The sequence below is a fragment of the Variovorax sp. Root434 genome (genome assembly GCF_001426595.1).
In the GTDB taxonomy this organism is placed as follows: domain Bacteria; phylum Pseudomonadota; class Gammaproteobacteria; order Burkholderiales; family Burkholderiaceae_C; genus Variovorax.
The window spans coordinates 1-19134 of sequence record NZ_LMEK01000002.1 but is presented as its reverse complement, the minus strand read 5'-3'; the positions used below and the strand labels follow the sequence as shown (position 1 = coordinate 19134).

At 68.7% G+C, this 19134-nt stretch carries 19 protein-coding genes and 1 pseudogene; 14 read left to right on the top strand and 6 right to left on the bottom strand.

What is annotated here, in order from left to right; all coding sequences use genetic code 11:
• The first annotated feature begins 4 nt into the window (after positions 1–4).
• Genes ASD05_RS03765 through ASD05_RS03750 form a run of 4 tightly spaced genes read left to right on the top strand, consistent with a single transcriptional unit; the run spans position 5 to position 4793 of the window.
• Complete coding sequence (locus ASD05_RS03765) at positions 5–2068, top strand: molybdopterin-dependent oxidoreductase (protein WP_056587888.1); 2064 nt, start codon at positions 5–7, stop codon at positions 2066–2068.
• Positions 2065–3189, top strand: a complete 1125-nt coding sequence (locus tag ASD05_RS03760; protein WP_056587885.1) for an aminopeptidase — start codon at positions 2065–2067, stop codon at positions 3187–3189. Before ASD05_RS03765 ends, ASD05_RS03760 begins: the two co-directional genes overlap by 4 nt.
• The gene (locus ASD05_RS03755; RefSeq protein ID WP_056587882.1) at positions 3182–3496 is read left to right on the top strand and encodes a polyhydroxyalkanoic acid system family protein; all 315 of its coding nucleotides are present in this window, start codon (positions 3182–3184) and stop codon (positions 3494–3496) included. Before ASD05_RS03760 ends, ASD05_RS03755 begins: the two co-directional genes overlap by 8 nt.
• A 46-nt stretch (positions 3497–3542) precedes the next feature.
• Entirely contained in the window at positions 3543–4793 is a 1251-nt protein-coding gene (locus ASD05_RS03750; protein ID WP_056587879.1) for a CaiB/BaiF CoA transferase family protein, read from the top strand.
• 93 nt (positions 4794–4886) lie between these two features.
• On the opposite strand, the gene ASD05_RS03745 is transcribed toward ASD05_RS03750, so the two are convergent.
• The 6 genes from ASD05_RS03745 to ASD05_RS03720 all read right to left on the bottom strand — a co-directional run bounded on the left by ASD05_RS03745 (position 4887) and on the right by ASD05_RS03720 (position 8934).
• A complete protein-coding gene (locus ASD05_RS03745; RefSeq protein ID WP_056587875.1) occupies positions 4887–5147 on the bottom strand; it encodes an acyl-CoA-binding protein in 261 nt (86 codons plus the stop codon).
• A 64-nt stretch (positions 5148–5211) separates the two neighbouring features.
• Complete coding sequence (locus tag ASD05_RS03740) at positions 5212–6051, bottom strand: hypothetical protein (protein WP_200955382.1); 840 nt, start codon at positions 6049–6051, stop codon at positions 5212–5214.
• 6 nt (positions 6052–6057) lie between these two features.
• Positions 6058–6777, bottom strand: a complete 720-nt coding sequence (locus ASD05_RS03735; RefSeq protein WP_056587869.1) for a TetR/AcrR family transcriptional regulator — start codon at positions 6775–6777, stop codon at positions 6058–6060.
• Positions 6778–6919: 142 nt separating this feature from the next.
• Positions 6920–7396 carry a phasin family protein gene (locus ASD05_RS03730; protein ID WP_007835410.1) on the bottom strand — a complete coding sequence of 159 codons (477 nt, stop codon included), beginning with the start codon at positions 7394–7396 and terminating at the stop codon, positions 6920–6922.
• A gap of 92 nt (positions 7397–7488) precedes the next feature.
• Complete coding sequence (locus ASD05_RS03725; protein ID WP_007835409.1) at positions 7489–7938, bottom strand: acyl-CoA thioesterase; 450 nt, start codon at positions 7936–7938, stop codon at positions 7489–7491.
• 99 nt (positions 7939–8037) lie between these two features.
• Entirely contained in the window at positions 8038–8934 is an 897-nt protein-coding gene (locus tag ASD05_RS03720; protein WP_056587866.1) for a LysR family transcriptional regulator, read from the bottom strand.
• Between the two features lie 122 nt (positions 8935–9056).
• On the opposite strand from ASD05_RS03720, the gene gtdA reads away from it, so the two are divergent.
• The 10 genes and pseudogenes from gtdA (at position 9057) to ASD05_RS03670 (ending at position 19009) form a co-directional block, all read left to right on the top strand.
• Positions 9057–10118 carry a gentisate 1,2-dioxygenase gene (gtdA, locus tag ASD05_RS03715; RefSeq protein ID WP_056588395.1) on the top strand — a complete coding sequence of 354 codons (1062 nt, stop codon included), beginning with the start codon at positions 9057–9059 and terminating at the stop codon, positions 10116–10118.
• 66 nt (positions 10119–10184) lie between these two features.
• The gene (locus ASD05_RS03710; protein ID WP_056587863.1) at positions 10185–10889 is read left to right on the top strand and encodes a fumarylacetoacetate hydrolase family protein; all 705 of its coding nucleotides are present in this window, start codon (positions 10185–10187) and stop codon (positions 10887–10889) included.
• 24 nt (positions 10890–10913) lie between these two features.
• Positions 10914–12161, top strand: a complete 1248-nt coding sequence (locus ASD05_RS03705; RefSeq protein ID WP_056587861.1) for a 3-hydroxybenzoate 6-monooxygenase — start codon at positions 10914–10916, stop codon at positions 12159–12161.
• A 59-nt stretch (positions 12162–12220) separates the two neighbouring features.
• The gene (locus tag ASD05_RS03700) at positions 12221–13198 is read left to right on the top strand and encodes a Bug family tripartite tricarboxylate transporter substrate binding protein (protein WP_056587858.1); all 978 of its coding nucleotides are present in this window, start codon (positions 12221–12223) and stop codon (positions 13196–13198) included.
• Between the two features lie 96 nt (positions 13199–13294).
• Positions 13295–14272, top strand: coding sequence for a Bug family tripartite tricarboxylate transporter substrate binding protein (locus tag ASD05_RS03695; protein WP_056587854.1), 978 nt, complete (start codon positions 13295–13297; stop codon positions 14270–14272).
• Positions 14272–15642 carry an FAD-dependent oxidoreductase gene (locus tag ASD05_RS03690; RefSeq protein WP_056587851.1) on the top strand — a complete coding sequence of 457 codons (1371 nt, stop codon included), beginning with the start codon at positions 14272–14274 and terminating at the stop codon, positions 15640–15642. Before ASD05_RS03695 ends, ASD05_RS03690 begins: the two co-directional genes overlap by 1 nt.
• Positions 15643–15665: 23 nt before the next feature.
• Positions 15666–16355, top strand: coding sequence for a hypothetical protein (locus ASD05_RS03685; protein ID WP_235507843.1), 690 nt, complete (start codon positions 15666–15668; stop codon positions 16353–16355).
• Between the two features lie 98 nt (positions 16356–16453).
• On the top strand, positions 16454–17341 hold the full coding sequence (locus ASD05_RS03680) for an acyl-CoA thioesterase (RefSeq protein ID WP_056587846.1): 888 nt from the start codon (positions 16454–16456) through the stop codon (positions 17339–17341).
• A 27-nt stretch (positions 17342–17368) separates the two neighbouring features.
• Positions 17369–17968, top strand: a pseudogene (locus tag ASD05_RS03675) (glutathione S-transferase); the annotation flags it as partial.
• 327 nt (positions 17969–18295) lie between these two features.
• Positions 18296–19009 (top strand): SDR family oxidoreductase, encoded by a 714-nt coding sequence (locus tag ASD05_RS03670; protein ID WP_056587843.1) that lies wholly within the window; start codon positions 18296–18298, stop codon positions 19007–19009.
• Positions 19010–19134 lie beyond the last annotated feature (125 nt).

The window sequence follows — 19134 nt, the reverse complement described above, 5'->3', positions numbered from 1 at the left end:
CCCGATGGCCCACGCATCGGATACCTTGCTCGAAGAAGCACCTTCCCAACCCGCATCGACCGCCGTGCTGGGCGCCTGCCCTCACGATTGCCCGGACACATGCGCACTCGTCACCACCGTCAGGGACGGCGTGGCCGTGAAGCTGCAGGGCAACCCTGCCCATTCGCACACGGGCGGGGTGCTGTGCACCAAGGTGTCGCGCTACATCGAGCGCAACGACCATGCGGAACGGCTGGTGCAGCCCCTGAAGCGCATCGGCCCCAAGGGAAGCGGCCAGTTCGAGCCGGTGAGCTGGGACGCCGCACTGGACGACATCGCCGCGCATCTTCAAGTATTACAGGGAAAACCCGAAGCTATTGTCCCCTATAGCTATGCGGGCACCATGGGACTGGTGCAGGGCGAGTCGATGGACCGGCGCTTCTTCCACAAACTGGGCGCCACCCTGCTGGACCGCACCATCTGCTCGATGGCCGGCGGCGAGGCCATGGTCCACACCCTGGGCGCCAAGGTCGGCATGCGCATCGAGTTCTTCGCCGAGGCGAAGCTGATCCTGATCTGGGGCAGCAACTCCATTGCCAGCAACCTGCATTTCTGGCGCCACGCCCAGGCCGCCAAGCGCGCCGGCGCGCGGCTGGTGTGCATCGACCCGCGCCGCACCGAAACCGCCGACAAGTGCGACGAGCACATCGCGCTGCTGCCCGGCACCGACGCCGCGCTGGCGCTGGCCCTGATGCACGAGCTGATCGTGCACGACTGGCTCGACCACGACTACATCGCCAATCACACGCTGGGCTGGGAGCAGCTGCGCGAGCGCGCGCTGCAATGGCCGCCGTCGCGCGCGGCCCAGGTCTGCGGCATTCCCGAAGAACAGATCGTGTCGCTGGCCAGGGCCTACGGCACCACCAAGCCGGCCGCCATCCGCCTGAACTACGGCATGCAGCGCGTGCGCGGCGGCGGCAACGCGGCGCGCGCCGTCGCGTGCCTGCCGGCGCTGGTGGGTGCCTGGCGCGACCGCGCGGGCGGCCTGCTGCTGAGCAGCTCGGGCCACTACCCGGTCGATCGCGCCGCGCTGCAGCGCCCCGACCTGCTGGCCGGCCGCAAGCCGCGCACCATCAACATGAGCACCATCGGCGACGCGCTGCTGGACACCGCCAACCCGGTGAAGGCCATCGTGGTCTACAACAGCAACCCGGTGGCGGTGGCGCCGGAGTCGGCCAAGGTGGCGGCGGGCTTCGCGCGCGAAGACCTGTTCACCGTGGTGCTGGAGCAGTTCCGCACCGACACTGCCGACTATGCCGACTACCTGCTGCCCGCCACCACGCAGCTGGAGCACTGGGACATTCACTGCAGCTACGGCCACACCGACGTGCTGCTGAACCGGCCGGCCGTGGCGCCGCGCAGCGAGGCCCGCAGCAACGCCTGGGTGTTCCGCGAGCTGGCGCGCCGCATGGGTTTCGACGAGCCCTGCTTCTCCGACGACGACGAGACGCTGTGCCGCACCGCCTTCGCCGAGGACGCGATCGACTTTCCGCAACTTCTGTCGCAGGGCTTCACCACGGTGAAGCTGCCCGAGGCGCCGTTTGCCGATGGCAAATTCCCCACGCCCTCGGGCCGCTGCGAATTCTTCAGCGCGCGACTCGAGGCCATGGGCATCGACGGCCTGCCCGATCACGTGCCCAACTGGGAGCCGGCCGGCAGCTCGACCGAATTCCCGCTGGCCATGATCTCGCCGCCGGCGCGCAACTTCCTCAATTCGACCTTCGTCAACGTGACGAGCCTGCGCGCCATCGAGGTCGAACCGCTGCTCGAGATCCACGAAGCCGACGCCGCGGCGCGCGGCATCGAGAACGGCGCGATGGTGCGTGTGTTCAACAAGCGCGGCGAACACCGCTGCCGCGCAGAAGTCTCGCGCCGCGCGAGGCAGGGCGTGGTGCATGGCATGGGCATCTGGTGGCGCAAGTTCGGCGTGGACGGCACCAACGTCAACGAACTGACGAGCCAGCGCCTGACCGACATCGGCCGGGGGCCTACCTTCTACGACTGCCTCGTGGAGGTCGAGAAGGCGTGAGGCCCCTGCGCGCGCTCGCGCTGGCCGGCTCGCTGTTCCTGGCCGGCTGTGCCGACCTCGGCTACTACTGGCAGTCCGCCAGCGGCCACATCGGCATCATGCGGGCCGCCAGACCTGTGCCCGAATGGCTGGCCGATCCGGCCGTGTCCGCGCCGTTGAAGGCCAAGCTCGAACTCGCCCAGCGCATCCGCCGCTTCGCTTCCAGCGAACTCGGCCTGCCCGACAACGCCAGCTACAAGTCGTACGCCGACCTGCACCGCCGCGCCGCCGTGTGGAACGTGGTGGCGGCGCCGCCGTACTCGCTCACGCTCAAGAGCTGGTGCTTCCCGGTCGCGGGCTGCGTGGGTTACCGCGGCTACTACAGCGAGGACGCGGCCAATGCCGAAGCCGAGGCGCAGAAGAAGCAGGACCTGGAAACGGCTGTGTACCCGGTGCCCGCGTACTCCACGCTGGGCTGGATGAACTGGGCCGGCGGCGATCCGCTGCTGTCCACCTTCATCGGCTACCCCGAAGGCGAGCTTGCGCGCATCGTGTTCCACGAGCTGGCGCATCAGGTGCTCTACGTGTCCGGCGACACGGTGTTCAACGAGTCGTACGCCACGGCGGTCGAGCGCATCGGCGGGGCGCTGTGGCTGCAGCGCGAGGCCGGCGAGCCGGCGCGCCGCGAGTACGCGCAGTTCGACGCGCAGCGCCAGGAATTCCGCGCGCTGGCGCTCGACACGCGCCGTGCGCTGAACCGCATCTACGAATCGCCCGAAGCCAAAGCCGGGGACCGGGCCAGGGTCGACGCCATGAAGCAGGCCGCCATGGCCGATTTCCACGAACGCTATGCGAAGCTGAAGGCGGGCTGGACCGGTCCGCGCCAGAACGCCTACGACGCCTGGGTGGCGCGCGCCAACAACGCGGCTTTCGGTGCGCAAGCCGCCTACGACGACCTCGTGCCCGGCTTCGAGAAACTCTTCGAGCGCGAGGGCCGCGACTGGCCGCGCTTCTACACTGCGGTCCGGCGCATCGCCGCGCAGCCGACCGACGCGGAACGCCGCGCCGCGCTTCAGTCGGCGACCGGCATCCTGCAGACCCATTCCAGCCCGGAACACAAAAACGGAGACCACGGTGCCTGACATCCATATCGAACGCAACCACACGCTGGGCATTACAGGGGCGCGCGCCGTCGCGCACAAATGGATCGCGCAGGTCGAGCAGGAGTTCGGCCTCGAATGCGTCTACACCCAGGGCGACGGCCGCGACGTGGCGACCTTCACCCGCGCGGGCATCGACGGCACGGTCGAAGTCACGGAGAGCACCTTCACGCTCGACGCGACGCTGGGCTTCCTGTTCAGCAGCTTCAGCGAAATGATCGAGCAGAAGATCACGCGCAGCCTCGACGCGATGCTCCAGTCTCCCCGGGGCCGCAGCCGCCTCGCCTGACCGTCTCCGGGACTCGGACGGCGGTGGCACGGCACACTCTGGCGCCATGACGACGACCACAACCTCTTCTCCTCCGGCCGCTGGCCCGCTGGCCGGCCTCAAGGTCATCGAGCTCGGGCAGCTGATCGCCGGACCTTTCGCGGCGCGCACGCTGGGCGACTTCGGTGCCGAGGTCATCAAGATCGAGCCGCCCGGTGCAGGCGATCCGCTGCGCACCTGGCGGCTGCTGAAGGACGGCACCTCCGTCTGGTGGCAGGTGCAGTCGCGCAACAAGCGCTCGCTGGCGCTCGACCTGCGCGAGCCCGAGGCGCAGGCCATCGTGCGGCAGCTCGCGGCCGAGGCCGACGTGCTGATCGAGAACTTCCGTCCCGGCGCGATGGAAGGCTGGGGCCTCGGGCCCGACGAGCTGCTGGCCGCCAACCCCGCGCTCGTCATGCTGCGCATCAGCGGCTACGGCCAGACCGGGCCTTACCGCGACCGCCCCGGCTTCGGCGTGGTGGCCGAGGCCATGGGCGGGCTGCGCCATCTCACGGGCGAGCCGGGCCGCGTGCCGGTGCGCGTGGGCGTGTCGATCGGCGACACGCTGGCCTCGCTGCACGGCGTGGTCGGCGTGCTGCTGGCCATGCAGCACCGGCATGCCACGGTGAGCGCCGACTATCCGAAGGGCCGCGGACAGGTGATCGACGTGGCGCTCTACGAGGCGGTCTTCAACTGCATGGAAAGCCTGCTGCCCGAGTACGGCGCGTTCGGCGCGGTGCGCGAGGCGGCCGGCAGCGCCTTGCCCGGCATTGCGCCGACCAACGCGTACCGCTGTGCCGACGGCGGCTACGCCATCGTCGCGGGCAACGGCGACAGCATCTTCCGCCGCCTGATGGGGTGCATCGGCCGGCCCGACTTGGCGGCCGATCCGGCGTTGGCCGGCAACACGGGCCGGGTGGCGCAGGTCGAGATGCTGGACGCCGCCATCGGCGACTGGGCCGCGCAGCGCACCGTGGACGAGGTGCTGGCCGCGCTCGACGCGGCGCATGTGCCGGCGGGCCGCATCTACACCATCGCCGACATCGCGGCCGACCCGCACTATGCGGCGCGCGGCATGCTGCAGCAGGTGCGCATGCCCGACGGCAGCGAGCTCGCGGTGCCGGGCTTCGTGCCCAAGCTGTCGCTCACGCCGGCGAGCCACCGGCACAACGCGCCGGCGCTGGGCGCGGACACCGATGCGGTGCTGAAGGAGATCGGCCTGAGCGCCGAGCAGATCGCCGCGCTGCACGCGCGGGGGATCGTCGGCTCTGCTTCGTGAGACACCGTGGAACCGGCTTTGCCGGGCCGCAGGTGTCGCCCCCGGAAGGGGGTTGGCGCAGCGACACGAAGTGCGCGCAGCCTGGGGGAGAGCCTAGCCTGCTCGCAGCGATTCGATCAGGTCGATGTATTTCTGCTTGGCCTCATCCGCACTCGCACCCTTCTGGGCTGTCCACGCATCCCACTTGGCGCGCGCGACGACGTCGCTGAAGCTGGGCTTCTTGGCGGTGTTGTCGCCCTCGGTGGCTTGCTTGAAAAGGCCATAGATCTTCAGCAGCGTCGGGTTGTCGGGGCGCTCGGCGAGCAGCTTGGAGTTGGCCTGGGCGGCTTCGAATTGGGCATTGAGGTCGGACATGGGGCTCGAATTGAAAAGCGGAAACCGCGCATCTTAAATTGAGTGGTACCGCTGGGTACCAGGTTCAGTCTTTCAGTCCCGCCCGGGCCAGCTCCACATCCAGCCGCTCGCGCGCATCGGCCGGCTTCAGCGCCGCCGCCTTTTCATAGAGCCGCGTCGCCTCGCCCATGCGCGACTCGCCGTGCAGCATCAGTTGCGCGCGGGCGTATTCCATCATTCCGGCGGCCGAATGCGGGTGCAGTTCCAGGCCCCGCTCGAACAGCGCGATCGAGGTTTCCGAGCGCACGCCATAGGTCATGCGTCCGACCAGCGCGCCGACCTTGTCGATCACCTCGGCATGGAACGAGGCCAGCGCGAGGTGGGCGTCCGCGTGCCGCGGCTGCAGTTCGATCACGCGTTCCAGCGCGCCCTTGAGCTTGCTGCCCAGGCCCTGGGCCAGTGCGCGCGCCACGCTGATGCCCTGGCTGTAGCGGCCCAGCGCATAGGCCTGCCAGTAGAGCGCCTGGCAGTTCTCGGGTTCGGTGGCGGCCTGCGCGCTGGCGCGTTCGATGACCTGGCGCAGCATCGCGAGCCGCACGGCCTCGCGCGGCTCCAGGTAGTTGGCGTAGATCGCGGTCGCCTGGTTGGCCAGCGCCATTCCCTCACTGCCCAATTGCAGGCCGATGGCGGCGGCGCGTTCGAATTCGCCGTTGTGGTACAGCGCCCAGCCCTCGGCGAGCGGCGAGCCTTCGGTCGGCAGCGGCAGCTCGTGGCCGGCATGCAGGCGCGGCCAGTGGGCCAGCACGCTGCGCACGTCGAAGCGGGGCAGGTCGGCCCAGGGCAGGGGCGTCCAGGGGCCCGGGCTGGCTGCGGCAACCGGGCTGGCGGACATCAGTGAGAGCGGTTTGAAATCGGGGTGAGGCATGGTCGTCTAGGCCGCCATATCGACAGGGGATGCCGCGGCGCCGGCGCCCAGACTGCCGCTGCTGGCGGCATCTTCACCGTTGTAGGCGTTGCTCAGTGTCAGCAAATGCCGCCGCTGCTCGTGCTCGAGGTAGGGTGCGAGCAGGTGCAGGGTGTGATGGCCGCCACGCATCAGCGCGCCCTGCGCATGCGCGGGTTCCAGCGCCTCACGCGGATTGCGCACGTACTCGAAGCTGAGCCAGTAGGTCAGCACGACGACCATGCTCTGCGCGAGCGTGTCGACCTCGTGCACGTCGATCTCGAGATGGCCGGCGCGGCTCAGGCCGGCGATGAGCTGGCGGATGGCGCGGACCTTGTTCTTCAGCACCAGCTGGAACTGGGTCTCCAGGTGCCGGTTCTTGCTGAGCAGGTCGTTCAGGTCGCGGTAGAGAAAGCGGTAGCGCCAGATCAGCTCGAACAGGCTGTGCATGAAGAACCACGCGTCCTCCACGTCGTGCACGCCCTCGCTCGCATGCAGCAGCTCGTTGAGCTCGGTTTCGTAGGCTTCGTAGAGCTTGTTGATCAGCTCTTCCTTGGCCGGGTAGTGGTAGTACAGGTTGCCCGGACTGATGTTGAGTTCGCCCGCCACCAGCGTCGTCGAGACGTTCGGCTCCCCGAAGCGGTTGAACAGATCCAGTGCGGCTTCGAGGATGCGTTGCGCCGTGCGGCGTGGCGCCTTCTTTGCCATGTCGGTGCCCCCGTTTGCTCGTGTTCTTGGGGACACTCTAGCCTATGTGCATCGCTCCATGAACGGTGCGGGACATGTTTTGCGGCGCCGGGTTCTTGTGCGGTGCCGCAATACCGGCCGGCCGCTCGGGGCCGGCGCGGTGTCAGCCAGCCTTGCTGCGGCGCAAGGTGGTTTTCTTGGCGGCGGGGGCGGCCGTCTTGCGTGCCGTGGGCTTGCGGGGGGCCGCACCCGCCTGCTTCTTCAGCTGGGCTTCGAGCGCCTCGACGCGCGCCTGCAGCGCGGCCATGTCGGCCGCGGTGGGTGCGCCCAGTTTTTCGAGGGCGCGCGCCACGCGGTCTTCGAAGATGTTCTCCAGCTTGCCCCACTGGCCTGCGGCCTTGGTGCCGAACTCGCTGGCGAAGCCGGCCATGCGCTGCTGGGCCTGGGCCAGGGTTTCCTCGGCGGCCTGCTGGGTCTTCTTCTGCATGCCGGCGCCGTCCTTCACCAGCGCCTCGAAGGCCTTGCTGCCTTCCTGCTGCATCTTGGCGAAGGCGCCGAGCCCTGCGAGCCAGATCTGCTGGGCGGAATCCTTGATGCGGTCGGCGGCCTTGCCGTTGCTGTCGTCGTCCTGGGTAGCCATGCGAATGTTCCTTTTGCAAACGATCGCCTGACTCTAGCCGCTCGACGTGCTCCCCATTAGAGCTTCACGTCTACATGCGAAGCCGGGAGGGTCTACGGCGTCGCGCCGGCTGCGCGGCTCGCATCGAGGTGCGTCTTGGCGCGCTCGGCCAGCGCCATTTCGCCGGGGGTGCCGGGCACGAAGCTTTCCACCGGCAGTGGCCGGCCGTGCGAGTCGACCGAGACGAACACGATCAGGCATTCGGTGGTCTTTTCCATCGCGCCGCCCTTCATGTCGCCGCTGCGCACCTCGACCGAGATGTTCATGCTGGTGTTGCCCGTGTAGGCCAGGCGGGCCTCCACCTCGACGAGGTCGCCGATCATGATCGGGCGGTGGAAGCGGATGCTGCCGATGAAGGCGGTGACGCAGTAGCGCTTGGACCAGCTGGTTGCGCAGGCGTAGCCGGCCTCGTCGATCCACTTCATGACCGTGCCGCCGTGGACCTTGCCGCCGAAGTTGACGGTGCTGGGTTCGGCGAGAAAGCGCAGGGTGATCGAAGACATGGGGCCGCCTTTTGTGGATATGGCTGTGGGAGGTGCCGCGATTATGCGAGCGGGGCCACGCCTGCGGACGCCGCCCGTCGCCAGGGCATGCACGCTCGGTCAGCTGCCGCTGAACAACTGGGCCAGCGTGCGCCTCAGCCAGGCATTGCCCGGGTCGGCGTGGAAGCGCTCGTGCCAGTGCTGCTTCACCGCGTAATCCGGCAGCACGAAAGGCGGCTCCAGCAGTTTCACCGGCTCCTGCGTGGCCAGCACGTTGCCGAGGATGCGCGGCACCACCACGATCAGTTCGGTGTGCGCCACGATGCGCGCCACGCTCAGGAAGCTCGACAGCCGCACCACCACGTTGCGCCTCAGGCCCAGCCGCGCGAGGGTCGTGTCGACGATGGCGTGCCCGGTGCCCGAGGTGGACACCACCGCATGCGCCTCCGCCTCGAAGCGCTTGCGCGTGAGCTTCTCGCCGATGCGCGGATGGTTCTGCGCCGCCAGGCAGACGAAGTTCTGCATGAACAGCGTCTGCTGGTAGAAGCCCGCATCCAGCTGCGGCATGAAGCCCACGGCGAGGTCCACCTCGCCGTCCTGCAGGCGCCGGCCGCTGAGGGTGGAGATGATCTCGGTCTCGATGTGCACGCCCGGCGCCGCGTGGCGCAGGTGGTCGAGCAGGCCGGGCAGCAGCACCACCTCGCTGATGTCGGTCATGCAGATGCGAAAGCGCCGCTGCGCCTGCGCGGGCTCGAAGCTGCTGCGGTTGCCCTGGGCCTGCGCGAGCTGGGCCAGCGCCTCGCGCAGGTTCGGGTAGATGCGCTCGGCGTGCGGCGTGGGCTGCATGCCCTGCGCGGTGCGGGTGAACAGGCGGTCGTCGAAGTGCGCGCGCAGCTTGTTCAGCGCGGTGCTGGCCGCCGCCTGTGCCATGCCCAGCCGCTCGGCGGCCTTCGAGACGTTGCCGGTCTTGTAGACCTCGTCGAACACGGCGAGCCATTCGAGATCGAGCTTGGACATGCGGGCCTCTTGCTTACGGCGAAAGGCACCATTATCGAAATTTCGAATTCCGTGTATTGGCTGTAGGTCTTGAGGAAATAGTGGTGCGGGCCAACAATGCCGCCAACGGAGACCCCCGCCCCATGAAACCCGCTCCCTCCAACGCGGCCGAGCGCCGCGACTACTACGCCCGCATCCGCCCGCTGCACCTCACGCCGCTGTGGGAATCGCTGCACGCGCTGGTGCCGCGCGAGCCGCAGACGCCCTGCGTGCCGGCGCTGTGGCGCTACGACGAGATCCGCCCGCTGCTGATGGAGTCGGCCGACCTCATCACCGCCGAGGAGGCCGTGCGCCGCGTGCTGGTGCTCGAGAACCCGGCGCTGCCCGGCAATTCGTCGATCACCCAGTCGCTCTATGCCGGGCTGCAGCTCATCATGCCGGGCGAGGTGGCGCCTTCGCACCGCCACGTGCAGTCGGCACTGCGCTTCATCGTCGACGGCAAGGGCGCCTACACCACGGTGGGTGGCGAGCGCACCACCATGCATCCGGGCGACTTCATCATCACGCCCTCCTGGGCCTGGCACGACCATGGCAACGAAGGCATCGGCGGCAGCGTGGAGCCGGTGGTGTGGCTCGACGGCCTCGACATCCCGATGCTGCGCTTCTTCGACGCCGGCTTCGCCGAGAACGACGACGCCAAGGTGCAGCACGTGGCGCGCCCAGAGGGCCACAGCCTCGCGCGCTTCGGTCACAACATGGTGCCAGTGCGGCACGACCACACCTCGGTCACCTCGCCAATCTTCAACTACCCCTATGCGCGCAGCCGCGAGGCGCTGGCCCAGCTGCAGAAGCAGGAAGCGCCCGACGCGTGGCTGGGCCACAAGCTGCGCTACATCAACCCGCTGACGGGCGGCTCGCCGATGCCGACCATCTCGACCAACCTGCAGCTGCTGCCCAAGGGCTTCGCAGGCAGGGCGCACCGTGCGACCGACGGCGCGGTGTACAGCGTGGTCGAAGGCCATGGCACGGCCGAGATCGGCGGCCAGCGCTTCGCGTTCGGTCCGCGCGACACCTTCGTGGTGCCCTCGTGGGCGCCGCTGCGCCTGTCTTCGCCCGACGAAGACACGGTGCTGTTCAGCTTTTCCGACCGCCCCGTGCAGCAGGCCATGGGCATCCTGCGCGAAGCCTTCCTCGAAGACGCCTGAATCCGGGCGCCCGGCTTTTCTTCTTGTTTGTTCGACCCAGCGCCGCCCCATGCGGCAGGAGCTTTCATGTCTTTCGTCTTCACGCCTCCTTCCATCGTCGGCCTGCCCATCGTGGGCTCCGACCAGCAGTTCCCCTTGCGCCGCGTCTACTGCGTCGGCCGCAACTATGCGGCCCATGCGCGCGAGATGGGCTTCGACCCCGACCGCGAACCGCCGTTCTTCTTCTGCAAGCCGAACGACGACGCCTCCGTCGTGCCCGTGGCGGACGGCAAGGGCGCCTCGATTCCCTATCCGCCGCTCACCAGCAACTACCACTACGAAGCCGAGCTGGTGGTCGCCATCGGCAAGGGCGGCAGCAACATCCCGGTCGAGCAGGCCGCGAGCCACATCCACAGCTACGCCGTGGGCCTGGACATGACCCGTCGCGACCTGCAGATGAAGATGCGCGAGCAGGGCCGCCCGTGGGAAATCGGCAAGGCCTTCGACTTCTCCGCGCCCATCGCGCCGCTGCGCACGCTGGCCGACGTGGGCGAGATCAACGCCGGCGCCATCGTGCTCGAAGTTGACGGCGAGGTGCGCCAGCACAGCGACATCACGCACCTGATCTGGTCGGTGAACGAAGTCATCGCCAACCTGTCGACGCTCTTCACGCTGCAGCCCGGCGACCTGATCTTCACGGGCACGCCCGAAGGCGTGGGCGCGGTGAAGCCGGGCCAGACGATCAAGGTGAGCATCGAGCGCCTGCCCTCGCTGACCGTGCACATCGACTGATTCCCTCCACCGCGCAGGCCTGCCATGACTCCCTCGAAGAATCCTCCCTCGGTGCTGCTGGTCGGCGGGGGCATCGGCGGCATGGCTGCCGCACTGGCACTGGCGCGCCTGGGCGTTTCCATCGACCTGCTGGAGCAGAGCGCTGCCATCGGCGAGATCGGCGCCGGCCTGCAGCTCGGCCCCAATGCCTTCGCCGCGCTCGATGCGCTGGGCGTGGGCGAGGCGGTGCGCCGCGGTTCGGTCTTCACCGATCGGCTCGTGATGATGGACGCGGTCGATTGCAGCGAAGTGGCCTCGGTGCCGGTCGGCGAAGCCTTTCGCGCACGTTTCAGGAACCCGTACGCGGTGAGCCATCGCGCCGACCTGCACGGCGCGATCCATGAAGCCGTGAAGAAGCACCCGTTGATCCGCTTCCACACATCGGCGCAGGTCGAGGCCATCGACACCGGTGCGCACGGCGTGACCGCTGTCACGCGCGACGGCCGCCGCTTCCAGGCCGATGCGATCGTCGGCTGCGATGGCGTGAAATCGGTGGTGCGCAGCAAGCTCATCGGCGACGCGCCGCGCGTGTCGGGGCACGTGGTCTATCGCGCCGTGGTGCCCGCGGCCGACATGCCCGCCGACCTGCGCTGGAACGCGCCCGTGGTCTGGGCCGGCCCCGACTGCCACCTGGTGCACTACCCGCTGCGCCATGGCGAGCAATACAACCTCGTCGTCACCTTCCACAGCCGCGAGCAGGAAGAGTGGGGCGTGACCGACGGCAGCAAGAAAGAAGTGCTTTCGTACTTCGAGGGCGTGCATGCGCGCCCGCGCCAGCTGCTCGACCGCCCGACCTCGTGGCGCCGCTGGAGCACCGCCGACCGCGACCCGGTCGAGCGATGGAGCGAAGGCCCGGCCACGCTGCTGGGCGATGCGGCGCATCCGATGATGCAGTACCTCGCGCAGGGCGCCTGCATGGCGCTCGAGGATGCCGTGACGCTCGGCGCCGCCGTGCAGGCCTGCGGCTTCGACATGCCCGCCGCGTTCAAGCTGTACGAAGCGGCGCGCATCGCCCGCACGGCGCGCGTGGTGCTGTCGGTGCGCGAGATGGGGCGCCTCTATCACGCCAGGGGCGTGGAGCGCCTGGTGCGCAACAGCCTGTGGACAGGGCGCTCGCCCGAGCGCTTCTACGATGCGGTCGAGTGGCTCTACGCCTGGCGGCCCGAGCATTGCCTGGACGACGCGCCCGAGGCGCTGCGGCCCGGGGCGGTCGCCGTGCTTTCGCCGCATTGAAGTCAGCTTCTTCCATCATCCATAACCATCGAGGCCACAGGCCCAGGAGACAAGACACCATGAACTTTTCGCGCGCACTGCTGACCGCGGGGCTTGCCCTGACAGTCGCTACAGGGGCGTTGGCGCAGGCCGGCGACTTTCCCAACAAGCCCGTGACCCTGGTCACGCCCTTCGCGGCCGGCAGCGGCCCCGACGCGGTGCTGCGCCTCGTCTCCGACAAGCTCTCGCGCCTGTGGGGCCAGCGCGTGCTGATCGACAACAAGCCCGGCGGCGGCGGCTTCATCGCCATCGACCAGGCCCGGCGCGCCGCGCCCGACGGCTACACGCTGCTGCAGCTCGACAGCGAGCACATCGCCGCGTTGCCGCACCTGTACAAGTCGCGCAACTTCGTGACGCTGCAGCACTTCGACCCGGTGGCCTCGCTGTTTCGCACGCCCTTCTTCGTGGCCGTGGCCACCGATTCGAAGTGGAAGAACATGAGCGACCTGATCGGCGCGGCCAAGGCCAACCCCGATGGCATCGTCTACGGCTCGTGGGGCGTCGGCAGTCCCGGCCACCTGGGCGCGCAGCAGCTCGAGGCGCTCACCGGCATCCACATGCGCCACGCTCCCTACCGCGAGGTGTCGCAGCTGTTTTCCAACGTGGGCGCCGGCGAGGTGCCGTGGAGCTTCGCGAGCATTCCGTCGAGCCAGGGCATCTACAAGGCCGGCAAGCTGCGTTACCTGGCCATCGCGGCGCCCAGGCGCATTCCGCAGATGCCCGACGTGCCCACCATGGCCGAGGCCGGCGGCCCGGCCTCGCTGGAGGTCAACTCGTTCGTGTCGCTGCTCGCGCCCAAGGGCGTGCCGGCGGCCGTCAAGGCGAAGATCAATGCCGACGTGGCCAAGGTCATCGCCGACCCCGAGATCCGCGCGCGCTTCGACACCTTCGCCTTCGAGCCGCTGGCCTGGTCGCCCGAGGAAATCGAGCGCAATGCCGAGGCCAAGTCGAAGGTGTATGGCGAGCTGGTGCGCAGGGGCAACATCAGCCTCGAATAGAGAGGGCGCGCCGGGCTTCGGTCTTGCCCGGTGTCTTGCCCGGCAGTTAAGCTGGCCCTCTTTGGTTTTTTGACGACTTTTTCACACTTTTCCTTCATGCACGCCACCAAGAGAGCCCTTTTGATTGCCTGCGGTCTGGCCGCCGCCGCCGCGCTGCCCCTGAGCGCCAATGCCGACAACGCCGCCTGGCCGACCAAGCCGATCCGCCTGCTCGTGGGCTTTCCCGGTGGCTCCACGCCCGACATCGCGGCGCGCACCATCGCCGAGCCGCTGAGCAAGGCGCTGGGCCAGCCGATCGTGGTCGACAACAAGGCCGGCGCCTCGGGCAACATCGCGGCCGACCAGGTGGCCAAGGCCACCGACGACCACACGCTGGGCCTCGTCATCAACGGCAATCTCACGTCGTCGAAGATGCTGTACCCCAAGCTGCCCTACGACCCGGCCAAGGACTTCACGTACCTCTCGCTGATTGCCACGGCGCCGCTGGTGCTGGTGGCGCAGAACAACCTGCCCTCGGGCACCGCCTTCTTCGACGCGGGCCGCAAGGCCGGCGACAAGTGGAACTACGGCTCGGTGGGCATCGGCTCGGTCGGCCACCTGGGCATGGAACTGCTCAAGACGCGCGTGAGCGGCTTCAAGCCCGAGCACGTGCCCTACCAGGGCAATCCGCAGGTCGTCACGGCGATGCTGGGCGACCAGGTGCAGATGGGCCTGATCCCGCCGGGCGTGGCCATGCCGCAGATCCGCGCCGGCAAGCTCAAGGCCATCGGCCTCACGGGCGGGCGCAGCGCGCTGGTGCCCGAGATCCCGCCGCTGGCCGAGGCCGGCGTGAAGGACTTCAACCTCGAGGTGTGGGTGGCGCTGCTCGGCCCGGCCAACCTGTCGAAGGCCGCGCAGGCCCGCATCAGCCGCGAACTCGAAGTGGTCATGAAGAACCCCGACGTGCGCCGCAAGCTCTTCGAGCAGGGCTGGCAGGCCGTGGGCACTTCGCCGGACGGCATGCGCACGCGCGTCAACGAAGAGGCCGCGATCATGACCAAGATCATCTCGGCCCGCGGCATCAAGTTGCAGTGATGACAGCGCAGACATTGAACGAACCGGCGCGCGCGCTGTCGGTCTTCGGCGAATACGACGTGGTGGTGGTCGGTGGCGGCCCCGCCGGCATCGCGGCCGCCGTGAGCGCCGCGCGCCACGGTGCGAGCACGCTGCTGGTGGAGCGCTACGGTTTTCTCGGCGGCATGGGCACGGCCGGCGGCGTCACCAACTTCGCTGGCCTGTACGGCAAGCGCAACGGCGAGATGACGCAGCTGGTGCGCGGCGTGGTCGACGAGCTGATCGACCGCATCGCCGGGTTCAACGGCATGAATGCGCCGCAGAACGGCATGGGCGGGCGCATCTGCGTGCGTTCGTACGACACCTCGGCCTACAAGCTGGCCGCCGACCAGCTGCTCGGCGCCGCCGGCGTGAAGCTGCTGTTCCACGCGCTGGCCGCATCCGTCGTTCGCGACGGCAGCCGCATCGCCGCGCTGGTGGTCGAGACCAAGTCGGGCCGCCAGGCGATTCGCGCCAATGCCTTCATCGACGCCAGCGGCGACGCCGACGTGGCGGCCTTTGCCGGCGTGCCCTTCGAGGTGGGCGACGGCCACGGCAGCGGGCTGTTTCCGACCACCATGTTCCGCATCGGCCAGGTCGACGCGCCGGCCGCGCTGGCGGCTGTGGGCGAGTTCTCGGCCATCAACGACTACATGGCGCGTGCCGAGCAGCAGAAGCCCGGCGTCTACAAGTTCCCGCGCGAAGGCGCGATCCTGCGGCCCAACAAGGACCCGCGCGAATGGCGCGCCAACGTCACGCAGATCCGCAATGCCCAGGGCCACGCGATGAACGGCGTCGACGCGCGCGAGCTCACCGAGGGCGAGCTCGAAGGCCGCCGCCAGATCGCCGAGTACTTCAAGTTCTTGAAGGCCGAGGTGCCGGGCTTCGCGCAGTCGGCCATCGTGGAGATCGCGCCGCAGGTCGGCATCCGCGAGACGCGGCGCATCCAGGGGCTGTATGCGCTCGGGCGCGAGGACATCCTGGGTTCGGCGAAGTTCGACGACAACATCGGCCTGAACGCCTGGCCGATGGAAATGCACGCCGATGGCCGCATCGAGTGGGCCTTCCCGCGCGACGAAGCCAATGCCTACAACCACCTGCCCTGGCGCATGCTGGTGCCGCAGGCGATCAACAACCTGCTGGTGGCCGGCCGCTGCGCATCGATGACGCACGAAGGCCAGTCGGCCGCGCGTGCGAGCGGCGGCTGCTTCGTCATGGGGCAGGCCGCGGGCACGGCGGCGGCGTCGCTGGGCAGCACCGCGTTCGCCGGCGTGGACGTAGCCGCGCTGCAGAAGAAGCTGGCCGCGGACGGCGCCGATCTCGACCGCCAGAGGCTAGAGTCCGGGGCTTGATGAACTCGAACCCTGGACGAAAAGTGCACCTCCCTTCGTTGCCGACCTGCGCACGTCGCATCTTCCTGGCGCTGTCCTGCGCCGCCCTCGGCCTGCTGCAGATCGGCTGTGCCAGCACGCCCGAAGGCGACCCGGTCCACGGCAAGGACCGGGTCGTGAGCTTCATGGCGGCCAAGGACGGCCGCAAGGTCGCCATTGCCGGCGAGAACTACCACTACGTGTTCGACGGTGATCCGTCCGTGGCGGCGCTGCTGCGCTGGGACGGCCGCACCAAGGTCACGCCCGCGCTGATCGGCGAACTCAAGGTGGCGCGCAACCAGAGCTTCGAGGGCCAGTACGTGCTGATGGCCTTCGACGCCGACCTGACGCCCGAGGACCGCACCTACCTCGTCCAGACCGGCTTCGCGAAAGCCGACGTGAAGTACGGCGACCGCACCGGGCCGGCACTGCGCTACTTCGGCACGGTGTACGGCAAGCGCTACGAGGCCGCGCCGTTGAAGTCGGCCGACAAGGTCGACTTTTCGCGGCGCCAGTACCTCAAGTACGTCGAGCAGGAAACGCTCAGCGGCACCTTCGCCAAGGCCGCGCCTTCGCCGCTGGTGTATGCCGACGACGGCTCGATGCTGCTGGGCGGTGTGCCGGTGCGCGTGGTTCAGGGCGGCACGGATTCCGGTTGCAGCGCCCGCTTCATGGGTGTCTGCTTCTACAAATAGGCCCATCGGGAGCGCCGGCTGACCGGCCCGCGACAGCTTTCGGGCGCGGCCTTTGCTATGGTCGAGGGTTGCTTTTACGCTTGCCCTGAATGCCTCCGATGACCACCGATCCCGCCACCGCCTCCCGCCTCGTCAACGAACTCGTCGCGCTCATGCAGCTCGAGCCACTGGGCGGCGACCGCTTCCTGGCGCAGAGCGAAGACATCGGCACGCCCGCCGTCTTCGGCGGCCAGGTGCTGGGCCAATCGCTGATGGCCGCCAGCCTCACCGTGGGCGCCGAGCGCCCCGTGCATTCGATGCACGCCTACTTCCTGCTGCCCGGCGAGCACGCGCCCATCGAGTACAGCGTCGACCGCGTGCGCGACGGCCGCAGCTTCACCACCCGCCACGTGGTGGCGCGCCAGCAGGAGCGCATCATCTTCGAGATGTCGGCCTCGTTCCAGACCGTGGACGACGGCGTCGAGCACCAGTTCGACATGCCCGAGGTGGCCGGCCCCGACGGCCTCGTCAGCGAGCTCGACCAGCGCATCGCCCTCGGCGATCGCCTGCCCGAGCCCTGGCGCGTCAAGGCGGTGCAGCCGCACGGCATCGAGTACCGCCGCGTCGACCCCGAGGACCTGATCGCCCCGCAGGTGCGCCCGGCCTCGGCGCAAAGCGCCATCTGGATGCGCGCCATCGCGCCGCTGCCCGACGACCCGATGGTGCACCGCGCGCTCCTGGCCTATGCCTCCGACCACGGCCTGCTGCGCGCCGCGATGCTGCCGCACGGCCTGAGCTTCATGAGCGGCCAGGTGCGCCCCGCCAGCCTCGACCACGCGATGTGGTTCCACCGCGATTTCCGCATGGACGACTGGCTGCTGTACGTGCTCGACTCGCCCAGCGCGGGCGGCGCGCGCGGCCTGTGCCGCGGCAGCCTCTATGCGCGCGACGGCCGGCTGGTGGCCTCGGCCGCGCAGGAAGGCATGCTGCGCATCCGCCGCAAGTAACAACGCCACACCGGAGCATCGCCCGCCATGCAGATCTTCTTCTCGCCCGCTTCCCCCTTCGTGCGCAAATGCATGGTCGTGGCGCACGAGCTCGGCATCGCCGACCGCATCGAGAAGCTGCCCAGCGCGGCCGGCCCGGTGAAGCGCGACGCCACCATCATCCCGAAGAACCCGCTCGGCCAGGTGCCCACCCTCATCACCGACGACGGCCAGGTGCTCTTCGACAGCCGCGTGATCTGCGAGTACCTCAACGCCACGCAGTCGGGCAAGCTCTTTCCAGCCGACGGCGAGGAACGCTGGGCCCGCCTCACCGAACTCGCACTCGCCGACGGGATGACCGGCGCCGCGCTGCTGGCGCGCTACGAGACCGTGCTGCGTCCCGAGGAACTGCGCTGGGCCGACTGGACCGACGGACAGCTCGCCAAGGTGCGCACCGGCCTCGAGTGGCTGGAATCCGCAGCGCCGTCCTTCGGCGACCGCGTCGACATCGGCACCATCGCTTTCGGCTGCGCGCTGGGGTACATGGACTTCCGCTTTCCTTCGGTGGACTGGAGAGCCGAGGCGCCGAACAGTGCGAAGTGGTTCAAGGGGTTCAACCAGCGGGCTTCGATGCGGGCGACGGTGCCTACCGCTCACGCCGACGGGGTACCTTGCTCCGCGAATGTCCCCCGGCCTGCGGCCTCCTCCTTTATTTCGCTGCGCAAGGCACCCCATCGGCGTGATCGATGGACGTTGCGGTCGAACCGCCGGCACAAGCAGTGCGCTCATGTGCGAATGGCACCGGGTGCTCCCCGCAGCGAAATAAAGGGGGAGGCCGCAGGCCGGAGGACATTCGCGGAGGGGAATACCCGGTGTCATTCGCACGCACCCCGAACTCGGACGCAAATCCCAGTCTGGCAGGGGAGTCGATTCCTTGGCTAAATGCGGGCTCTCGCACGAACCAAGGAATCCCGAATGTCCTCTGAAGACCAGAAAAAAGTAGCCATCGTCACTGCAGGTGGCAGCGGCATGGGTGCCGCAGCAGCGTGCAAGCTCGCCGACGATGGCTTTCGCGTGGCTATCCTCTCGTCGTCGGGCAAGGGCGAGGCACTGGCCGCCGAGCTCGGCGGCATCGGCGTGACGGGCTCGAATCAGTCGAACGACGACCTGAAGCGGCTGGTCGACAAGGTCGTGGCGCAGTGGGGCCGTGTCGACGTGCTGGTCAACAGCGCAGGCCACGGGCCGCGCGCGCCCATCCTCGAAATCACCGATGAAGACTGGCATCGCGGCATGGACGTGTACCTGCTGAGCGCGGTGCGCCCCGCACGGCTGGTCGCGCCGCTGATGGTGCAGCAGGGTGGTGGGGCCATCATCAACATTTCCACCTTCGCGGCCTTCGAGCCCGACCCCGTGTTCCCCACCTCGGGCGTGTTCCGCGCCGGCCTCGCGGCCTTCACCAAACTCTTCGCCGACACCTACGCCGCGAAGAACGTGCGCATGAACAACGTGCTGCCCGGCTTCATCGACAGCCTGCCGGAGAAGGCCGAGTTCCGCTCGCGCATTCCGATGGGCCGCTACGGCAAGAGCGCGGAGATCGCGGCGGTCATCGGCTTTCTCGCCTCGGAAGGCGCGGGCTACATCACCGGTCAGAACCTGCGCGTGGACGGCGGCATCACGCGCTCGGTGTAGCGGCCCAAAACACAAAGCGGCGCCGGGCAGGCTGTGTAAATAGTCTGCCGACGACTTGATCGAGATGCCCCGCGAGAGCGGGGCATTTTTCATTGGGGCGAGCAAATGCCCCAAGGGCCTCAGCC

Bases quoted from the DNA above. Each gene is read 5' to 3' on its own strand.
- ASD05_RS03765 (WP_056587888.1), top strand. From the start codon at position 5: ATGGCCCACGCATCGGATACCTTGCTCGAAGAAGCACCTTCCCAACCC.
- ASD05_RS03750 (WP_056587879.1), top strand. From the start codon at position 3,543: ATGACGACGACCACAACCTCTTCTCCTCCGGCCGCTGGCCCGCTGGCC.
- ASD05_RS03745 (WP_056587875.1), bottom strand. From the start codon at position 5,147: ATGTCCGACCTCAATGCCCAATTCGAAGCCGCCCAGGCCAACTCCAAG.
- ASD05_RS03740 (WP_200955382.1), bottom strand. From the start codon at position 6,051: ATGCCTCACCCCGATTTCAAACCGCTCTCACTGATGTCCGCCAGCCCG.
- ASD05_RS03735 (WP_056587869.1), bottom strand. From the start codon at position 6,777: ATGGCAAAGAAGGCGCCACGCCGCACGGCGCAACGCATCCTCGAAGCC.
- ASD05_RS03730 (WP_007835410.1), bottom strand. From the start codon at position 7,396: ATGGCTACCCAGGACGACGACAGCAACGGCAAGGCCGCCGACCGCATC.
- ASD05_RS03725 (WP_007835409.1), bottom strand. From the start codon at position 7,938: ATGTCTTCGATCACCCTGCGCTTTCTCGCCGAACCCAGCACCGTCAAC.
- ASD05_RS03720 (WP_056587866.1), bottom strand. From the start codon at position 8,934: ATGTCCAAGCTCGATCTCGAATGGCTCGCCGTGTTCGACGAGGTCTAC.
- gtdA (WP_056588395.1), top strand. From the start codon at position 9,057: ATGAAACCCGCTCCCTCCAACGCGGCCGAGCGCCGCGACTACTACGCC.
- ASD05_RS03710 (WP_056587863.1), top strand. From the start codon at position 10,185: ATGTCTTTCGTCTTCACGCCTCCTTCCATCGTCGGCCTGCCCATCGTG.
- ASD05_RS03705 (WP_056587861.1), top strand. From the start codon at position 10,914: ATGACTCCCTCGAAGAATCCTCCCTCGGTGCTGCTGGTCGGCGGGGGC.
- ASD05_RS03700 (WP_056587858.1), top strand. From the start codon at position 12,221: ATGAACTTTTCGCGCGCACTGCTGACCGCGGGGCTTGCCCTGACAGTC.
- ASD05_RS03695 (WP_056587854.1), top strand. From the start codon at position 13,295: ATGCACGCCACCAAGAGAGCCCTTTTGATTGCCTGCGGTCTGGCCGCC.
- ASD05_RS03690 (WP_056587851.1), top strand. From the start codon at position 14,272: ATGACAGCGCAGACATTGAACGAACCGGCGCGCGCGCTGTCGGTCTTC.
- ASD05_RS03680 (WP_056587846.1), top strand. From the start codon at position 16,454: ATGACCACCGATCCCGCCACCGCCTCCCGCCTCGTCAACGAACTCGTC.
- ASD05_RS03670 (WP_056587843.1), top strand. From the start codon at position 18,296: ATGTCCTCTGAAGACCAGAAAAAAGTAGCCATCGTCACTGCAGGTGGC.